The 18,120-nt window shown below is 41.0% G+C and carries 17 protein-coding genes; 11 read left to right on the forward strand and 6 right to left on the reverse strand.

Going from position 1 to position 18,120, the window contains the following annotated elements; genetic code table 11:
* Positions 1 to 107: 107 nt before the first annotated feature.
* The 3 genes from rbp to ACPZ3T_RS26600 all read right to left on the reverse strand — a co-directional run bounded on the left by rbp (position 108) and on the right by ACPZ3T_RS26600 (position 1,619).
* Entirely contained in the window at positions 108 to 419 is a 312-nt protein-coding gene (gene rbp, locus ACPZ3T_RS26590; RefSeq protein WP_490272422.1) for an RNA-binding regulator, read from the reverse strand.
* Between the two features lie 385 nt (positions 420 to 804).
* Positions 805 to 993: a hypothetical protein gene (locus ACPZ3T_RS26595; RefSeq protein WP_490272424.1), complete on the reverse strand. Its 189-nt coding sequence runs from the start codon at positions 991 to 993 to the stop codon at positions 805 to 807.
* Positions 994 to 1,379: 386 nt separating this feature from the next.
* A complete protein-coding gene (locus tag ACPZ3T_RS26600) occupies positions 1,380 to 1,619 on the reverse strand; it encodes a hypothetical protein (RefSeq protein WP_490272425.1) in 240 nt (79 codons plus the stop codon).
* A gap of 316 nt (positions 1,620 to 1,935) precedes the next feature.
* On the opposite strand from ACPZ3T_RS26600, the gene topA reads away from it, so the two are divergent.
* The 5 genes from topA to ACPZ3T_RS26625 all read left to right on the forward strand — a co-directional run bounded on the left by topA (position 1,936) and on the right by ACPZ3T_RS26625 (position 9,056).
* Positions 1,936 to 4,572: a type I DNA topoisomerase gene (gene topA / locus ACPZ3T_RS26605; RefSeq protein WP_490272427.1), complete on the forward strand. Its 2,637-nt coding sequence runs from the start codon at positions 1,936 to 1,938 to the stop codon at positions 4,570 to 4,572.
* Positions 4,573 to 4,835: 263 nt separating this feature from the next.
* Positions 4,836 to 4,973 carry a hypothetical protein gene (locus ACPZ3T_RS26610; RefSeq protein WP_490272428.1) on the forward strand — a complete coding sequence of 46 codons (138 nt, stop codon included), beginning with the start codon at positions 4,836 to 4,838 and terminating at the stop codon, positions 4,971 to 4,973.
* Between the two features lie 19 nt (positions 4,974 to 4,992).
* Entirely contained in the window at positions 4,993 to 5,448 is a 456-nt protein-coding gene (gene aroQ, locus ACPZ3T_RS26615) for a type II 3-dehydroquinate dehydratase (protein WP_490272430.1), read from the forward strand.
* Between the two features lie 135 nt (positions 5,449 to 5,583).
* Complete coding sequence (locus ACPZ3T_RS26620) at positions 5,584 to 6,507, forward strand: ADP-ribosylglycohydrolase family protein (protein WP_490272431.1); 924 nt, start codon at positions 5,584 to 5,586, stop codon at positions 6,505 to 6,507.
* Between the two features lie 158 nt (positions 6,508 to 6,665).
* On the forward strand, positions 6,666 to 9,056 hold the full coding sequence (locus ACPZ3T_RS26625; protein ID WP_490272432.1) for an HD family phosphohydrolase: 2,391 nt from the start codon (positions 6,666 to 6,668) through the stop codon (positions 9,054 to 9,056).
* A gap of 493 nt (positions 9,057 to 9,549) precedes the next feature.
* On the opposite strand, the gene ACPZ3T_RS26630 is transcribed toward ACPZ3T_RS26625, so the two are convergent.
* Positions 9,550 to 10,992, reverse strand: a complete 1,443-nt coding sequence (locus tag ACPZ3T_RS26630; protein ID WP_490272433.1) for an FAD-dependent oxidoreductase — start codon at positions 10,990 to 10,992, stop codon at positions 9,550 to 9,552.
* 112 nt (positions 10,993 to 11,104) lie between these two features.
* Between ACPZ3T_RS26630 and ACPZ3T_RS26635 the strand changes: the two genes are divergently transcribed.
* Both ACPZ3T_RS26635 and ACPZ3T_RS26640 read left to right on the forward strand, forming a co-directional pair.
* Complete coding sequence (locus ACPZ3T_RS26635; RefSeq protein WP_490277382.1) at positions 11,105 to 11,227, forward strand: hypothetical protein; 123 nt, start codon at positions 11,105 to 11,107, stop codon at positions 11,225 to 11,227.
* Complete coding sequence (locus ACPZ3T_RS26640; RefSeq protein WP_490272435.1) at positions 11,224 to 11,442, forward strand: type II toxin-antitoxin system HicB family antitoxin; 219 nt, start codon at positions 11,224 to 11,226, stop codon at positions 11,440 to 11,442. Before ACPZ3T_RS26635 ends, ACPZ3T_RS26640 begins: the two co-directional genes overlap by 4 nt.
* A gap of 25 nt (positions 11,443 to 11,467) precedes the next feature.
* On the opposite strand, the gene ACPZ3T_RS26645 is transcribed toward ACPZ3T_RS26640, so the two are convergent.
* On the reverse strand, positions 11,468 to 13,168 hold the full coding sequence (locus tag ACPZ3T_RS26645) for an RluA family pseudouridine synthase (protein ID WP_490272436.1): 1,701 nt from the start codon (positions 13,166 to 13,168) through the stop codon (positions 11,468 to 11,470).
* Between the two features lie 290 nt (positions 13,169 to 13,458).
* On the opposite strand from ACPZ3T_RS26645, the gene ACPZ3T_RS26650 reads away from it, so the two are divergent.
* The 4 genes from ACPZ3T_RS26650 to rfbA all read left to right on the forward strand — a co-directional run bounded on the left by ACPZ3T_RS26650 (position 13,459) and on the right by rfbA (position 17,333).
* Positions 13,459 to 14,232 carry a nucleoside phosphorylase gene (locus ACPZ3T_RS26650; RefSeq protein WP_490277383.1) on the forward strand — a complete coding sequence of 258 codons (774 nt, stop codon included), beginning with the start codon at positions 13,459 to 13,461 and terminating at the stop codon, positions 14,230 to 14,232.
* A 231-nt stretch (positions 14,233 to 14,463) separates the two neighbouring features.
* Positions 14,464 to 15,039 (forward strand): retropepsin-like aspartic protease family protein, encoded by a 576-nt coding sequence (locus tag ACPZ3T_RS26655; RefSeq protein ID WP_490272438.1) that lies wholly within the window; start codon positions 14,464 to 14,466, stop codon positions 15,037 to 15,039.
* A gap of 68 nt (positions 15,040 to 15,107) precedes the next feature.
* Positions 15,108 to 16,172 (forward strand): dTDP-glucose 4,6-dehydratase, encoded by a 1,065-nt coding sequence (gene rfbB / locus ACPZ3T_RS26660; protein ID WP_490272440.1) that lies wholly within the window; start codon positions 15,108 to 15,110, stop codon positions 16,170 to 16,172.
* A 201-nt stretch (positions 16,173 to 16,373) separates the two neighbouring features.
* The gene (gene rfbA / locus ACPZ3T_RS26665) at positions 16,374 to 17,333 is read left to right on the forward strand and encodes a glucose-1-phosphate thymidylyltransferase RfbA (RefSeq protein ID WP_490272442.1); all 960 of its coding nucleotides are present in this window, start codon (positions 16,374 to 16,376) and stop codon (positions 17,331 to 17,333) included.
* Positions 17,334 to 17,524: 191 nt separating this feature from the next.
* On the opposite strand, the gene ACPZ3T_RS26670 is transcribed toward rfbA, so the two are convergent.
* A complete protein-coding gene (locus tag ACPZ3T_RS26670) occupies positions 17,525 to 17,806 on the reverse strand; it encodes a YiaA/YiaB family inner membrane protein (RefSeq protein WP_490272444.1) in 282 nt (93 codons plus the stop codon).
* Positions 17,807 to 18,120: the final 314 nt, after the last annotated feature.

Consider the following 18,120-nt stretch of genomic DNA (forward strand, 5'->3'; position numbering starts at 1 on the left):
ATAAATGCGGATAAATCAGATAAAATTAAAAAACGGTTCAGTAGATTACTAAACCGCCGATTATGGGATGATGAATTTTTTTTAAATGCTGAATTTACTCAAAACTTTTAGTATTGACTTGAGTATCCACCATTATTTCTTCCCCAACTACCACCACCAGAGCGAGAGCTTTTCTCCTCCCGTGGACGAGCTTTGTTAACTTTCATTACACGACCCATCCATTCAGCACCATCTAGGGCTTGAATCGCAGCGTCTTCCGCAGCCGATGTTTCCATTTCTACGAAACCAAAGCCACGAACGCGGCCAGTTTCCCTATCTGTAGGTAACTGTACGCGTGTAACTGTTCCGTATTCAGAAAATACTTTAGATAAGTCGTCTTGAGTGACGCTGTAGGATAGGTTCCCTACGTAGATTGACATGAAACTCTCCAGAATCCATTGATGCAGAGATGTTTATCCGGAGAGCCGCTTGCAATTATGAATAAAAACAAGATACGTTTCGCCGAAATTAACTTCTCCAATTATATGTTAGCACAACTTTATGAATAGCAAAGTCTCATTTTAAATATTTATTTAAATGTATGGTAAAATACGAAATTTTATATATGTAAATTAACTTTGCACAGCAAAATCCTCTGGGTAAACGCCCCAATTCAACCAGCGAATAACTTCCCGTGGTTAATTAGTATCAGGAGGAACTCGCAAAACGTGAATAAATCCCATGCTAGGGTAGGTCATTTTTAATAAATAAATTGGCTCGACATCAATAAAATTGTCAATCTGTAAAAAGGTATATTCTTTCCAACTATCTCATTCTCTTGCTTGTAATTCGGCACAGATGCGAGTGTACCCAATAAATACCCTGAATTAACACCCGACGCAATTCGGCGTTGTCTTGTGTTAACAACCATTGAGGATGCCATTCTCTGGAGTGGACTTTACCATATTCTTCCGGCAGGGCGACACCGTAATGAAAAATGTCACAAATACTCATTAAATCTCTGCGCCACTTGGCATTAACCTCCGCGCTCCTGTGCGTTTACAAATACATTATTAATCAGCGACATAACGCCAAGCTTCCGGCACATATTCTCGCTTAATTTTCACCATCCAATGACCTTGATAAATTTTAATCGCGCGGTCTTACTCATGAGAGAGCAAAGCTATTTCAGAAATCACACGTAAGTAGAGAGTAACATTTTTATTTAATAACTCAGCCTTGCCCCCAGTGATGCGATGCTTATATCCTGTAAATTTGCTCTCTGCCAAACTTTAAGTGAGGTATTACTTCAAATGTAGCTTTTTACATAAGTATTAAAATAAGATCACCTTGACGAATTGGCTGCATAGTTTTTTCTTAGTGGATAAGTACAAACCCCACTACGCTTTTTTTCTCAAATTTGCTTTAATTCTGTCACAGGTTGTTGGGAATTGGGCATGGGGCATTGGGCATTGGGCATCGGGCATCGGGCATGGGATAGAGTGAAATCTTCTCCCTTGTCTCCCCTGCTCCCCTGCTCCCCTGCCTACCTTGCCTCCCTCTACTTCCCCTACACCCTTACACCCCCATACCCCTAAACAAAGCGATGGCGTAACCGCCCGCCGGAGGCGATCGCACAATTGAATCGTGATGTATTTTGAAAACAGTAGTCGCCAATTATGCCATTGATAAGTTAAAGATTAGAAATAGCTGACAAAGCATAGTGGGGAGTAGTGAGTAGGGAGTAGAAACAGGGGAATAAAGAGCAGAGGAGATTTAACCCCAATGCCCCATGACGGCAGTCCGCTCAAGTCGGGAAACCCGCCCACACGGCTGCCTCCCCCATGCCCAATGCCCAATTCCCCATGCCCCATTCCCAATACCCTCTTGACATTTCGCTGAAATTAGCTCAATTTGACTGTTTAGCTTCATAGCTATTTTTTTATTGAAATTTCCATGTCAACTCTCGTCATTGTCGAATCTCCAACTAAAGCTCGCACCATTCGCAACTACCTACCAAGAGACTATCGGGTAGAAGCGTCGATGGGTCATGTGCGTGACCTACCCCAGTCGGCTAGCGAAATTCCTGCTGCTGTTAAAGGGGAAGCATGGGCGCAGCTTGGTGTGAATGTGGACGCAGACTTTGAACCTGTATACGTTGTCCCCAAAGACAAAAAGAAAATTGTCACTCAGCTGAAAGATGCTTTAAAAGAAGCAACTGAACTGATACTGGCAACTGACGAAGACCGCGAAGGTGAAAGTATTAGTTGGCATTTATACCAGCTACTTAAGCCGAAAATCCCGACTAAGCGGATGGTGTTTCATGAAATCACCCAAGACGCGATTAAAAAGGCTTTGAAAAACTGCCGCAATATTGATGAGCAGTTAGTCCGCGCTCAAGAAACTCGGCGAATTTTAGACCGATTGGTCGGCTACACCCTCTCGCCTTTGTTGTGGAAAAAAATTGCCTGGGGATTATCCGCCGGACGAGTACAGTCTGTAGCCGTGCGGTTGTTGGTGACTAAAGAACGTCAACGCCGCGCCTTCCGAGAAGGTACATACTGGGATTTAAAGGCATACCTAGAGCAGAATAAAGCCCCTTTTACCGCCCTGTTAGTGACTCTAGGCGGCACAAAAGTAGCAACAGGCAGCGATTTTGACTCATCCACAGGACAAATCGCCGCCGGACGCAATGTGGTGCTGCTATCTGAATCAGATGCCATTGCTCTCAAGGAACGCCTGACTGGTAAACCCTGGACAGTCTCCGAAGTGGAAGAACGGCCAGTTACCCGTAAACCTGCGCCACCGTTCACTACTTCCACATTGCAACAAGAAGCTAACCGGAAATTGCGGCTTTCGGCACGGGACACCATGCGCGTTGCCCAGAGTTTGTATGAACAAGGGTATATTACCTATATGCGTACAGACTCGGTGCATTTGTCAGAACAGGCGATCGCAGCTGCTCGTGATTGTGTAGAAAAACTATACGGCAAAAACTATCTCAGTCCCCAACCGAGACAATACACCACCAAATCCAAAGGCGCGCAGGAAGCCCACGAAGCCATTCGTCCGGCTGGTAGCAGTTTCCGCACTCCCCAAGAAACTGGGTTAAGTGGTCGGGAATTAGCCCTGTATGACTTGATTTGGAAGCGTACAGTTGCCTGTCAAATGGCAGACTCCCGCCAAACCCAAATCACCGTCCAGCTAAAAGTTGAGGATGCGGGTTTCCGTTCTTCCGGTAAACGCATTGATTTTCCTGGTTATCTACGCGCCTACGTCGAAGGTTCTGATGATCCCGAAGCCGCATTAGAAGACCAAGAAGTAATTTTACCAGGGTTAAAAGTTGGGGATCATCCTGATTGTAAAAATTTAGATACCGTTGACCACGAAACCCAACCGCCTGCCAGATACACCGAAGCCACCCTAGTCAAAACCTTAGAAAGTGAAGGTATTGGTCGTCCTAGTACCTACGCCAGCATTATCGGCACAATTATTGATAAGGGTTACGCCCAACTGGTAAATAATGCCCTAATTCCCACATTTACCGCTTTCGCTGTCACCGACCTACTAGAAAAACATTTCCCCGATATCGTTGACCCTAGCTTTACCTCCAAAATGGAGCAAACCCTAGACGACATCGCCGAAGGTGAAGCTAAATGGCTGCCTTATCTGCGGGAATTTTATCTGGGTGACAAAGGTTTAGAAACCCTAGTCAAAGAGCAGGAAAGTCAAATTGATGCCAGTAAAGCTAGAACCGTAGAACTAGAAAATTTAGCCGTCAAAGTCCGCATTGGGAAATACGGCCCTTACATTGAAGTAGATAACGGTGACGGTGTAATTACCGCCTCAATTCCCAAAGACCTGACTCCAGCAGACCTTGACCCGAAACAAGTTGAAACCCTGCTCAGGCAAAAAACCGCAGGGCCAGACCAACTAGGCCGCCATCCCGAAACCGGTGAACCAATTTACGTTAAAATCGGTGCTTATGGCCCTTACGTCCAATTGGGCGATAAATCAGAAGAAAACCCCAAACCTAAGCAAGCCTCTTTACCCAAAGGTGTCACCCCAGAAACTATCACCCTAGAAACCGCCATCGGTTTGTTATCACTTCCCCGTCATTTGGGAGTACACCCAGACACAGGTTGTAAAATTCAAGCGAGTTTAGGCAGGTTTGGCCCTTATATCGTCCATGACCAAGGTAAAGAAGGGAAAGATTACCGTTCTTTAAAAGCAGGTGATGATGTCTTGACAATCACCCTAGAGCGGGCATTGGAATTATTGTCAGAACAGAAAAAAACCCGTGGTGCTAGCAGTAAGTCCAAAGCTGCTTTAAGGGAATTGGGTAAACACCCAGACGATGACACCCCAGTCAACATCTACGACGGCCCCTATGGCCCTTACATCAAACACGGGAAAGTCAATGTCAGCATCCCAGAAGGTGTTTCAGTAGAAGATGTCACCCTAGAACAAGCTCTGGAATTGTTAGCCGCCAAAGCATCAACCAGCAAATCTAGCCGTAAAACCACAAAATCCACCACAAAATCCACCACAAAATCCACTACAACAACCAAGAAAAAACAAGTTAAGAGTTAGTTAGTTCTTTACTAGAGACGCGATTTATCGCGTCTTGACAATTCACAAGAGCCAATCCCCACTCACTATTACCTTCCGATCAGTTGCGAATGTGATACTCTAAAAAGTAAGGGAGATAACAACACTAAAATTTCCAGCGTGGCTTATGCCTAGAATGAAAAAGTGTGTATCAGCCCCATTGTCAGCCAGAGGTGCAAAATTACGCCAGTTTTTGCGTAGCTATTAATCACAATTGAGGTAGTATCTCAGGAGCAGTCAGTTTAATGGACTATATAGAAAAGGTACTGGAAAAGCTAAAAGAATTGGCGCGTAAGCTGATTGAAGCCCTACTAGGGCCTGAAGTAGAGCCGGAACCAGAACTGATTCCGATACCTGTAGATCAGCGATCGCGTCGTCGTTAGTAGCCTGAAGGTACAATCATTGACAGTACAACCTATAAGTATTTTGGTGCTGCACGGGCCAAACCTAAATTTACTGGGACAACGAGAACCAGGGGTTTACGGTTCTACTACGTTGTCTGAGATTAACACCCTACTAGCAGACGCAGCACTAAATTTACAGGCAAAAGTGTTTCCTTTGCAGTCTAATCATGAAGGCGTGTTAGTGGATGCGATTCATGAAGCATTAGGTAAACACCAAGGGATTCTGATTAATGCCGGGGCTTATACTCATACGAGTGTGGCGTTGAGAGATGCGATCTCTGCTGTAAATATACCGACAGTAGAAGTGCATTTAAGTAACATATATCGCCGCGAAGAGTTCCGCCATCATTCTTATATAGCCCCGGTAGTTATTGGCCAAATTAGCGGGTTTGGCGTACAAAGTTACCTATTGGGCTTACAAGCTTTAGTGAACCATCTGACTTGTAATTCGTAATTCCTAATACCCTAGGGTTTGCGTAGCGTCTGCCTACGACATCCTCCGCGAACGGAGAGAAGGCTAACGACATAAATTTGGCTGATGCAAAAATTTTCCCTTACACCCCTACACCCCTACACCCCTAGTTAAATTATGCGTTATTTACTTGGAAATCGTTTTAGAGGCGCATTTCTGGGAGGGTTAGTAGGGGAGGCTTTGCTGCAAAGCAGGCAGCCAACACATCCCACAGGTAATAACTTTTTAGAAAGCTTAGTTCCTGGTGTTGGGAGTTTGATTCAATTAGGGAAATTTGATATAGATCATTGGTTAGAAGTTTATCAACAAAAATTTACACATTTAGAACCATCAACAATAATATTCGCTACAATTCCTATTGCTCTTTTTTTCTCCGAAAATCCGGTAAAATTACACCAAAATATACTGCGGGTGTTAAAACATTGGGATAGGGACTTAGAAATTACCGATAGTAGCCTAGCTCTAGGATATGCGATCGCCCAATCACTTACAGAAAAACTCCAACCGCAAACTCTAATTCCCCAAATCATGGCTTTTATTGGGGAGACAAACACCTCAACCACACAAAATTTACTAAAAGTAAATAATTTATTACAACAAGGGGCAGGCTTAGAAAAAGTACAAGCTGAGTTAGGTAGCCCAGGGAAGTTGTCGCACCAAATAGCTATGGCGTTTTATTGCTTTCTCAGTAATTTAGAAGACTTACCTGTGTCAATTTTACGCTCAATTCGCTATGACACTATCTGCTTAGAAAAATATGAGAAGTTATATTTACCCAATAGCAGTGTAATCACTGGGGTTTTATCAGGTGTGTATAACACAACCACGAGTATTCCCCCAACTTGGCGAGTTTTGTTAACTAGGCAATTGAGCCAAATTTCACAAGTGCTAGAATTAGCTGATGCGCTTGCGACTAGTTGGTCGGGAGTTTATCAGCCTGGGTTCACTTCCCAGGAGTTTGCACAAAAGGAAAGTTTAATGTCTCACCAAAATTTACCACCTTGCGTTTATGCTGCTCCTCGGGTCATGGGGAAGGGTTAAGATAATTCGTAATTCGTAATAGCCTACGGCTAGGCTTGCGCCTATTTAACTTGTGATTGAGGATGGGCTATTAAATAATTATCCTGAAAATACCCTGGCATTTATTCCCATATACTCATAACGGCAGCCAGAAAAAACGCAAAATCGACCTCAGAACAATGAAAAAGTTGCTCAAAAATCGGAGTAGGATTGAGGCAGTAGGTTTAGGTTGGGTACATAAAAGGCGTTCTTCTCTAGTTTTAGCGATCGCAGTTGTATCATTGACTGGTGTTATGGGGCATGGACTATACAACCAGCCTCAATTAAAAGTAGGGACTGTTGCCCCACAAACAATTAAAGCTCCTTATACTGACAAAATTGAAGATCAACAAAAAACAACCGATAAACGCAAAACTGCTAGCAGACGTTCTACACCAGTATTGATGGTTGATACTGAAATCACTGCCAAAATCAACCAAAAGTTACAAAAATTATTAGATGAGGGGACTGCAATTCGTAATGTTGCTGGTTCTTTTCCGTTTTACGATGCTTCTGTTTTGTCCATACCTACCCAGCATTATTTACGTTCTTGCTCAGAATCAGAATGGCAAGCTGTGCTGACTACCCTCAAAAATACTACCCCACAACAGCCAAGTCGTCGCTTCCGACAAAATAATAATCAACAAGCTGCTAATAGTAACCCAATTAACATTGTCCCTACAGGTGATTTTACCCAAGCCGTCGGCGAACTATTAGCTTACCGCCTGATGATTGGTGAAAAAAACTTATCCTCACTCATCAATCAAATATCCCAAGCGCGCCAAGCATATACTCAAGCTAGCACTCAACTACTTAGAGTCAATAGTGTGACTCCAGAAACAATATATAGTGAAACAGTGCTGCTGGAATTATCAGATGATGAGTGGAGAAAAACCCAATTAGGCATTAATCAAAGTGCAGAACGTATTCTCACCCAAGGTATTCCCCCAGGCTTACCAGATAGTATTTTAACTAATGCTGTGAGCTTACAAGTACAAGTCTTCGTCCCCAGAAATGCCGAAGCTTTAGCCAGCAAACTTTTATTAGCAATCTTAGAAGCTAATTTGAAAATAGACACAGAACAAAGCAAAGAACAAGCCAAAAAAGCAGCAGATGGTGTTAGTCCTGTGTTTATTGATGTTAAGCAAGGTCAGATCATCGTCAATAAGGGAGACGTGATCACACAATTACATTTTGAGATTTTAGAGCATTATCAACTAATTCAGCGAGAAAATAACTGGTGGGGATTGCTGAGGTTAGCAACTTTAGTAACTGGGGCAATTGGTGTATTTCTATTATTAGAAAGACGAATTAAGCACAACTTGCGACAACGCGATCGCCTGTTAGTTTTACTATTAACCTTGAGTATACCGGGAGTATTAGCGATTAATGTACCTTATACTACTTGGGGTGCAGTTGGTTTATTGTTGGGGAGCTTTTATGGCCCTAGATTGGGTGTGACAGTCATCGGATTATTGTTATTATTGTTACCCATTAGTTTAGAGATAAGTATAATCACGGTATTAGCTGGAGCAGTGGGGGGAATTTTAGGGAGTTGTGTAGCGCAAAGATTGCGATCGCGCGAAGAATTGGCACTTTTAGGTTTAGCGATCGCTATCACTCAAGGTAGTATTTACTTAATTATTAAACTTTTGATTGGTGCCGCCTTTGGTGCAGGTTGGTATATTGTCCTGCAAGAAGCGGGATTTTTTGCTTTATCCGGTTTAGCCTGGACTATTGTGGCTTTAGGTTTAAGTCCCTACCTAGAAAAACTATTTGATTTAGTCACTCCCATTCGGTTAGCAGAGTTAGCTAATCCCAACCGGCCGTTACTCAAACGATTAGCCACAGAAACCCCAGGAACTTTTCAGCACACCTTATCCGTAGCCACACTAGCAGAAGCAGCCGCTAATAAACTGGGATGTAACGTGGAATTAGTCAGGGCTGGGACATTATACCATGATATTGGTAAAATGCACGACCCTTTAGGATTTATTGAAAATCAAATGGGGGGGCCAAACAAACACGAAACAGAAATTAAAGATCCTTGGAAGAGTGCAGAAATCATTAAAAAGCACGTTAGCGAAGGGTTAGTGATGGCGAGGAAACACCTGTTACCAACAGCCATTCAAGCATTTATCCCCGAACATCAAGGGACAATGCTAATTGCCTATTTTTATCATCAAGCCGAACAAATGGCACAAGCCGACCCCAGCATTATTGTGAATGAAGCTGATTTTCGCTATGCTGGCCCTATTCCCCAATCACGGGAAACAGGAATTGTCATGTTAGCTGATGCTTGTGAAGCAGCATTGCGATCGCTCAAAGATGTCAATCCTGAACAAGCCTTAACCATGCTAAATAATATTCTCCGTGCCAGATGGCAAGATAATCAACTGATTGATTCAGGGTTAACGCGCGAGGAAATGACACAAATAGCAGAAATATTTGTAGAAGTTTGGCAACAATTCCATCACAAGCGCATTGCTTACCCTAAGTTAAAAGCCAAAAATAAAATCAACCAATGTTAGATTTTGGATTTTAGATTTTAGATTGACCAATTATTCCTTGATGTGACAAGCTAGGGTGTTAATTTTCTACCTTTTCAATCCTGAAAAATTCATGCACAATCCTTTCCCTGACTGCCTAATACCGTTTCTTGATAAAGATGCACTTTATGCTGTACTGTAGAGACGTTGCATGCAACGTCTCTACATCATTTATTTGGTGCAACTTCTAGAGAATTGGTATAAGTAAAATTTGCAGTAGTAAAATTCTTTGAGTAATGAATCATGACTCATTACTCGTCAGGACTTACGCAAGTTTCACAATTGATCGTTGATGCGTGACGCTATAAGTCTCATAACTACGTTCACATACTTTCGCAGCGTCACACATCCTACATCCTCCCCTCTCCGCGTCGGAGAGGGGTTGGGGGAGAGGTCAGAAAAGACTTGTCGAACTCACGTTTACTCATTACTTATTACTCATTACTCATTTAATGTATTTCACCGATGATGACTATTAGAAACTAGCTAATTCTTCCATCATATGTCCAACATTACGTCCATAAATTTTTTGACTATATTGCTGCCAATTATCTTCTGAAGAATAGGGATGTCTGTTTAAAGTTGCTTCCTGAACATACGCCATGCACGGACGACGTAATTTTTCATATTTTTGGAATGATTTTGCTATTGCCTGTGTATTATTCCAGTTATTTTCTGAGGCAATTTGAGCAATTAATGTCACAATAGCTAAAGCATCTTCTAAACCTTGATTAGCACCTTGCGCCATAAAAGGTGGCATTCCGTGGGCGGCATCACCAACTAAAACTACCCTCCCGACATTCCAAGTTGGTTGAATTGCTGTAGTTGCAGAATCAGAAATAACTGCCCGATGAATGTAATAAGGACGCTGTTCCATGTTTTCTGGAGGCGATAAACGAACTAATTGCTTCAAGATATCGGGAAATCCTGCTTGCTCAAAGGCTTGTACAGCTAAATTAATTAAAGAACTGCCGGATTGATTTTCTAAAGTTGCCAAAGGTATAGCGAAATGGATAAGATAGCCAAATTGATTAGTAATACGACTACGGAATAACATCATCCTTGTGTCTTCCATTTCACCAGCCGCTTTTCTCGATATCTCATCATGACAAATAGTAGTAACTCGTGAATTGTGCAGAAATTTGGCTTCGATTTCTGTTGCTATTGCTGCGGGAACATCAGCAATTTCTCGACAAGAAATAGCAGCAAATCCAGAGTATTCCGGCTGGGCATAATCTGCATAAGAACTATCTTGATAAACTACTCGCCGAATTGTAGAATTAATACCGTCGGCGGCTACAACTAGCCTAGCTCGGAAAGATTTATGAGTTAGTTGTTGTTGGGTATTCGTATCTAGATTTTCAGGTTTATTTTCTTGCCAATGGGCATAGGGATTGGCTGAAATTGTAGCGTCAGAAACACAGTCTATCCGCACACAATTATTTTCTAATTCATCTACAACATGAATACAACGATGATTAGCCTTAACAATTTCTTCAGGTAACTGTTGTCTAAAAGTTGTTTGTAAATCATACCAAGGTATTGAAAATCGACCTTCACCATATTTTTGAAACCAATCATCAAAACTCAACGAAACTGAGCGAATTATCTCTCCTTGTAAGTTTCTATAAAACCATTTTGGCAAAGGTTTGGGAATATTTTCTCCTGAATGAGATGATTGAGGATTAAACCAACCAAGGGATGTATTTTTAACAGCTTCGTAAGCAGAAGTATCTAAATATTTCAGAGATTTTAAGCCATTGGGAAGCAAATCCAAAATTTGACCAACTGGACGAAAAGCACGGGTTTGATCTAATACCAAAATATTTTCAATTCCCCGCTTGCGTAAACCAATGGCAGTTGCTAAACCAATTGGCCCAGCCCCAACTATGACAACATCGTAGATATTAGGTAACATAAATTTTTTCAGCAAACTAACTATATTCTATTTATAGTTATCAGTCCGTGAAGGATTTATTTACTTATCCAAGCGTGGCAAGGGCAGCCATGAACGTTGGCGGCATCCTCTGCTGAGAAAAACACTGACAATCTCAGGGAAGGATGGAGATGATGTGCCACTTTACCTAGAAAAGCAACTAGAAAAGTTACTCAGTCAACTAAAGGATTTAAGAGAGGAAGAAAAAGATTTATGAGTCAGTATAGTATGATGATTCAATGGTCTGATGAAGATCAGCTTTTCCTTGTCACCATCCCAGAATTTGCCGATCTAGTTGTGATGCCTTGTACTCACGGAAAAACTCGTGAAGAAGCAATTCACAACGGGGAAGAAGTGATTGAAATGTACTTAGAAGCTTGGCAATTAGAAGGAGAGCCTATCCCTGAACCTAGAACGCTTCACGTTGCCTGATCAGTGTACCGCATCAGTAAATAGATTAAAAAGGTGTTGCAGTCTGCAAATGAATAGTTGCGTGGCTGTGGGGATGCTGAAAGCGGAGTTCTCTGGCGTGCAAGTGTAAACGAGTCGCCCCAGCATTGCAACCATAGAGGCGATCGCCTAAAATCATCACACCTAATCCTACCAAAGCATGAACCCGCAATTGATGGGTACGTCCTGTTAATGGTTCAAACTCAACACGGGTATAATTTTCTTCCCGCCCCATTATCTGAAAACGTGTCACGCTGGGTTTACCATGTTCCCAATCAACTTGCTGATAAGGTCGATTTTCGGGGTTTCCCCATAATGGTAATTCAATCACACCTGTGTCTGTGGTGACAATCCCTGCTAGTATCGCTTCATACACCTTGTGAACTTGTCGCCGTTGGAATTGCTGACTAAGTTGACGGTAGGTTTGGGAATCACGCGCCAGTAACAGGATTCCAGAAGTTTCTTGATCTAAGCGATGCACCGCCGCTAAATTATCCCCATTTGGTAATAAATTACGCCAGCGACTGACGACACTATCTTGAGTTTGGAGATAACGCCCTGGAACAGATAACAATCCCGCAGGTTTGTTGATAGCAATCAAATGTTCGTCTTCGTAAATAGTTTTGACCTCTCCCCAAACCCCTCCCCTTGTAGGGGAAGGGCTTAAAACTCCCCCTTCCCTTGCAGGGAAGGGGGTAGGGGGGTTAGGTCTTAAACCTGCCAACAAAAACCTCATCAACGGCTGACAGCGTTCTGCACAAGCACCGTAAAATTCCCCCTGGACTTTATCTTGATGAGATTTTCCCCACCAAAATTCTGCCATTGCTAGGGGTTTAAGTGCGTGGGTGGCGGCGTAGTGGAGTAATTTGGGGGCGCAACAGTCCCCTGTACCTGTGGGTAAACCGTTGGGCATTAATTGCTGTAATGATGAAGATTGCCCTAAAAAGTTCATCAGGGAGTAAGCCGCGTGCATCTGTGCTTGTAGTTGTCGAGATATGACTTTACGCTGCTGTTTGAGTTGTTGAATGCGTATATCTGCGGTGGCGATCGCCTGTTTTAAAGTTGCCAAGTTTACATCGCGTTGGCGTTTGAGGTGGCGGCGTTCTATTCCTTGTTGTCGGCTTTGTTCATCTAGTTGTTCTAAAGCTAAAGTTAAGGCTGTACCTGTGAGTGTGTCATAAAATTGTTGGCGTTTTTGTTGGCGTTGCTGTTTAGAATGAGTATGGCGATCGCTCATTTGTTGTAACTTTTGTGCATACTCCTGGGATAAGGTTTCATACTCTTGTCTAGCTGGTAATTGCTTCAGGGTAATCAGTTCTTGCTTGATTGCTTCTAACTCAGCCAAAGTTTGGGCTTCTTGTAAAGCTACTTGTTCTCTCCCTGGAATCGGTGTTACCCAACCATCAACAACACTTGCACCATTGAGCAAACCAGAAAAAGCTTTTAATACCCGTTGTTCACCTGTGGGTAATTCCACGAGCAAAACACCATACATTTTGCCTTCATAAGAATAACGCTCATCTTTGGCTAATTGCTGCATTAAACCACAGGCGATCGCTTCTACAAAAGGGGTACGAGGTAGCCTGAGTAAATCTCCTGTTTGCAAACAACGCCCTTTATACCAATAGCTAGGAGATTGGTTACTATCTCTCCAATCATCATCCAGAAAATCTGCAATCTGATGTAATATCTCGGTAGAAGTTGCCATCACTGTGGTTGTAATAATTCGTAATTCGTAATTCGTAATTCGTAATTCGTAATTCGTAATTAACGCGATGTGTGACTTATTCTTATAAACCCCTCTTCAAAGCTCTCCCCTGCAACTGTAGAGACGTTGCATGCAACGTCTCTACTTTAAATCTTGCTCCCCTTCCCTACAAGGGAAGGGGTTGGGGGTTAGGTTTGAAAAGAAGTTGCACACGGCGTTAATTAAGATGAAAAGTCGGAACTTTGATATATTCTGCAATATCACAACAGTATCAAAATATTGTTAATTATATGTCCGGGAAAAGTTTCTATCATATTGGCTTTGGGCAAGATGATTTAGGTTCTACACCTCCTACTATGACCTTATTATCTGGCGATCCTGAACGTGCGCGGTTGATTGCTTACACTTATTTACAGGATGTACGTTTACTTTCAGAAAATCGCGGACTGCATAGCTATTTGGGATATTTACCTAATGGTCGCCCTATTTTATCAGCTACTAGCGGTATGGGTGCGCCTTCTTTAAGTATTGTTGTGAATGAGTTGGTGCAGGTAGGGATAAAACAAATTATTCGTATTGGCACTTGTGGATCAATTCAACCCCATATCCCTATCGGTAGTATTGTAATTAGTAGTGCGGCGTTGTGTCGTCAAGGTGCAGCTAATGATATTGCACCTGTGGAATATCCAGCCGCCGCCGATCCTTTTTTGACGGTGGCTTTGGCAAAGGCTGCACAAGCATTAGAAATTGAGTATTATGTGGGAATTACCGCTTCAGTTGATACCTTTTATGAAGGACAAGAACGCACCGATGCTGCTAAACCTTATTTAATGCGATCGCTACAAGGCATAACTCAAGAATATCGACGGTTAAATATTTTGAACTATGAAATGGAATGCGGCACACTGTTTAAAATGGCCGGAGTCTATGGCTTGGCGGCGGCTGCTGTGTGTGCAGTAGTCGCACAACGCACGATTACAGAAGAAGTGATTGTATCTCAAAAGGATATAGCTGTGAAGCAGGCGATCGCCACCGCTATATCTGCCGCTACAAACTGTGATTAAAGTTGCAAAATACCCGAATTTACCAAAGTTTTATCGACTCTCCAGTACTTTTATCTAGTCTTCACTTAAACTTTAATTTATTCCTCAGTGAATATATGTATTATATATAAATTACATCTCATATAAATAAAATAGATAGACGTAAAACATAAAGTTTGTAGTAAGGACTTTAGTCCTAACAAATCTATAGGTAAAAATCAGATTTTATTTAAATATTAAAAATCAAATCAAATGATTAACGCTAATAAGGGGATAATTAAAACTATTAATTTAGCTTTAATTCCATTCTTACCAACATTGATATTTTTAGCATTACCCCATCATGTCACTGCTGAAGATCCAGGGGAATGTTTTATGATTAATGCCTCCGGTAGAACGATTAAATTAGAAAAGCTGTGCGGCGTTAACAGTGAGAAAACAACATCTCCCCAACCAGAAAAAAAAGTATTTCGTGTTCCCATTAAGCGGCGTTTGGGTAGAACTCCTGTAATTGATGTTACCTTGAATAACAAAAAAACCGTTGAGATGATTGTAGATACAGGGGCAAATAATACCCTGATTACGATGGGAACAGCAAACGCCCTGCAACTCAAAACTACAGGAGTTATGACAGCGCAAATTGCCGACGGTAGCCAAATCCAGTTGCCTGTGAGTACAGTACAATTGATGACAGCAGGTGGAGCTAGAGTGCAAAATATAGAAGTTGCGATCGCACCCAAAGCCCCAATCGGATTACTCGGTAATGATTTCTTTGGTCATTACGACATCAAAATTTTAGCAACCACTGTAGAATTTCATTCTCGATAAAAGCTCAAGCTTAATTCAATGGGGAAAAAATATACAATGCAAGAAATTCCCATTACTTCTCAAATGAAATGCTAACGTTCTTAGTTACAGGCGGAGTCGGCTTTATTGGAGCTAACTTTGTACTGCAAGCTCGAAAATTAAAATGGGCTAATATAGTTAACTTAGATAAATTGACTTACGCAAGTAATTTACAAAGTTTAGCAGAACTAAAAGATGATTCGCACTATCATTTTGTCCAGGGGGATATTAACAATTATGAGTTGGTTCGGTATCTTCTAGAGCAATATCAACCTGATGCCGTCATTAATTTTGCAGCAGAAACTCATGTTGATCGTTCAATTTTAACCCCCCATAACTTTATTCAAACTAATATAGTCGGAACATTTCAACTATTAGAAGCCAGCAAAGATTATTGGCAAAATCTCACATCAGCAAAACAAGAAACTTTTCGGTGTCTGCATATATCTACTGATGAAGTGTACGGTTCATTAAAAGCAACAGATCCAGCTTTTCGAGAAGATACACCTTATGCACCCAATAGTCCTTATGCAGCTTCTAAAGCCAGTGCTGATCATCTCGTGCGCTCTTATTATCATACCTATGGTTTACCAACTTTAACAACCAATTGCTCAAATAATTATGGGCCTCTACAATTTCCAGAAAAACTTATACCTTTAACTATCCTTAATGCTATAAATAATAAACCTCTACCCATATATGGTGATGGTCAAAACATCCGCGATTGGCTTTATGTAGGCGATCATTGTGATGCCATTTATCTGGTTTTGAAAGATGGTTTGATTGGAGAAAGTTATAATATTGGTGGTCTAAATCAACAAACAAATTTAGCAGTGGTGGAAAAAATTTGTTGTATTCTAGATCAGTTATTACCCAAAGAAAATTTTAAATATTCATCTCTAATTACCTTTATTAAAGATCGTCCAGGTCATGATCGTCGCTATGCAATGGATTGTACTAAAATTACTAAAAATTTAAATTGGCAACCAAAGGAAAACTTTGATAGTGGTTTATTAAAAACAGTCCAATGGTATCTTAACAACTCAGATTGGCTAGAATCTGTATGTACAGGTACATACCAAAACTGGATTAAAAAAAATTATGAACTTCGATAATTTATTCTCAGTTATTATACTGAGAATAACTAACATTCCTTCATCAAATTGCCAAATTTAGGGTGCATTACTGACGCACCGAAAGTTTTTCACAATTCAAAATCAAAAATATACCAATTCCGTCAGTCCTAATTATTACTTCCTGAATTATCCTAATAATAAATACTCACACCGACATACTTATTTCATAGGAATAACTAAATGAAGGGTATTATTCTAGCAGGTGGTTCTGGTACACGTCTTTATCCGTTAACTCAAGTTGTGAATAAGCAACTTATGCCTGTTTATGATAAACCCATGATTTATTACCCGTTGTCTGTATTAATGCTGGCGGGAATTAGGGAAATTATGATTATTTCTACTCCCACAGATTTACCCCTTTTTCGGCGTTTACTTCAGGATGGTAGTCAATGGGGACTGGAGTTTAGTTATGTGGAACAGCCGCAACCAGAGGGTTTAGCACAAGCATTTATTTTGAGCAAAGACTTTATTAAAAATCAGCCAGTATGTTTGATTTTGGGAGATAACATATTGTATGGACATAATTTAACTCAAGTTCTCTATCGTGCCGCTACACTCCAGGATGGAGGTTTAATTTTCGGGTATAAAGTCACAGAACCACAAAACTATGGTGTAATTGAATTTGATATCTATGGTAAAGCAATTAGTATTGAGGAAAAACCGAAATTTCCTAAATCAAAATATGCTGTACCTGGTATTTACTTTTATGATGCTCAAGTTACAGAAATTGCTGCTAGTCTCCAGCCTTCAGTGCGGAACGAATTAGAAATTACGGATGTAAATTTAGCTTATCTTCGTCAAGACAAATTAAAAGTAGAAATATTAGGATCGGGATACACTTGGTTAGACGCAGGTACACATGAATCCCTACATCAAGCATCTAATTTTGTCCAGACATTAGAACAAAGACAAGGCTTTAAAATAGCTTGCATTGAAGAAATTGCATATCGTCAAGGATATATTGATGCTCATCAGCTTGTTCAATTAGCTACATCTATGGGTAAAAGTAGTTATGGTATTTATTTGCGTCAGATTATTAACGGTGAGGTTAATTGTTCTAGAGAAAATCAAGAATTAAAAAGTAATATCAGTCCTTTAAATGGCATGATAACACCATTGATTATGGCTACTTCAAGCTAGGGAAAAGTCAAAACCCATGACTATTATGAATTACGCAAGTGTGACGAAAAAATCAAGTTTTCTGTTTGTAATCAGAGCTTAAGCCCTTGATGTGAGGACTAAAGTCCCTACTACAAACAGAATTTGAACTTGTGAGCAATTGATATCTAGCCGTAACGCATCGTGTGATGTTGGTGCATTTATAGCTAATTTTATTTCAACAAATTATCATGTTCTGCTAATAACTTCTCTACTTTGGCTTCATCTATTCGAGCCACAATCTTTCTCGATTCATGTAAATCTCGCATGGTTTTCGCCAGAGTGAAACTAGAACCAGTTAAGAAAGCTATACCCATACCCATGTAACCTTTAATCCAGTTATCTGTAGGTAGATTAACAATACCAGCAGTTGTCATCGATACAGAAATCAAAAAAGCAGCCCATGACTGAAAGAGCCAAGCAGCACTGTCTTTTTGATGATTGAGTGACTGCATATCAGCCTCCAAAAAAAGGTTTTTAGTGATAACTTTAGTTCTCTCTCCGTTCGTCGCATAGCGTGTCGTAGACAGACCCTCCGCGTTCGCGCAGCGTCCCGCAGGGAACAAATCAGGACTAAAGTCCTGACTACGAACTTAATCTTAGTATTTTTACATGACTTAACATAGTTCGGTTTTTTCAACTTGTTCTACTTAGTTAAGTTTTATTGAGTTTTCAAAAAAAGCAGACTTGCCTTTTTTAGTTAATATTAAAAATACGAAAAATTTGTGAGGAACTTGTGAGGAAATAATCATTTGTGGGAGAATGTGTA

It is taken from the genome of Aliinostoc maniaoense (assembly GCF_058172895.1).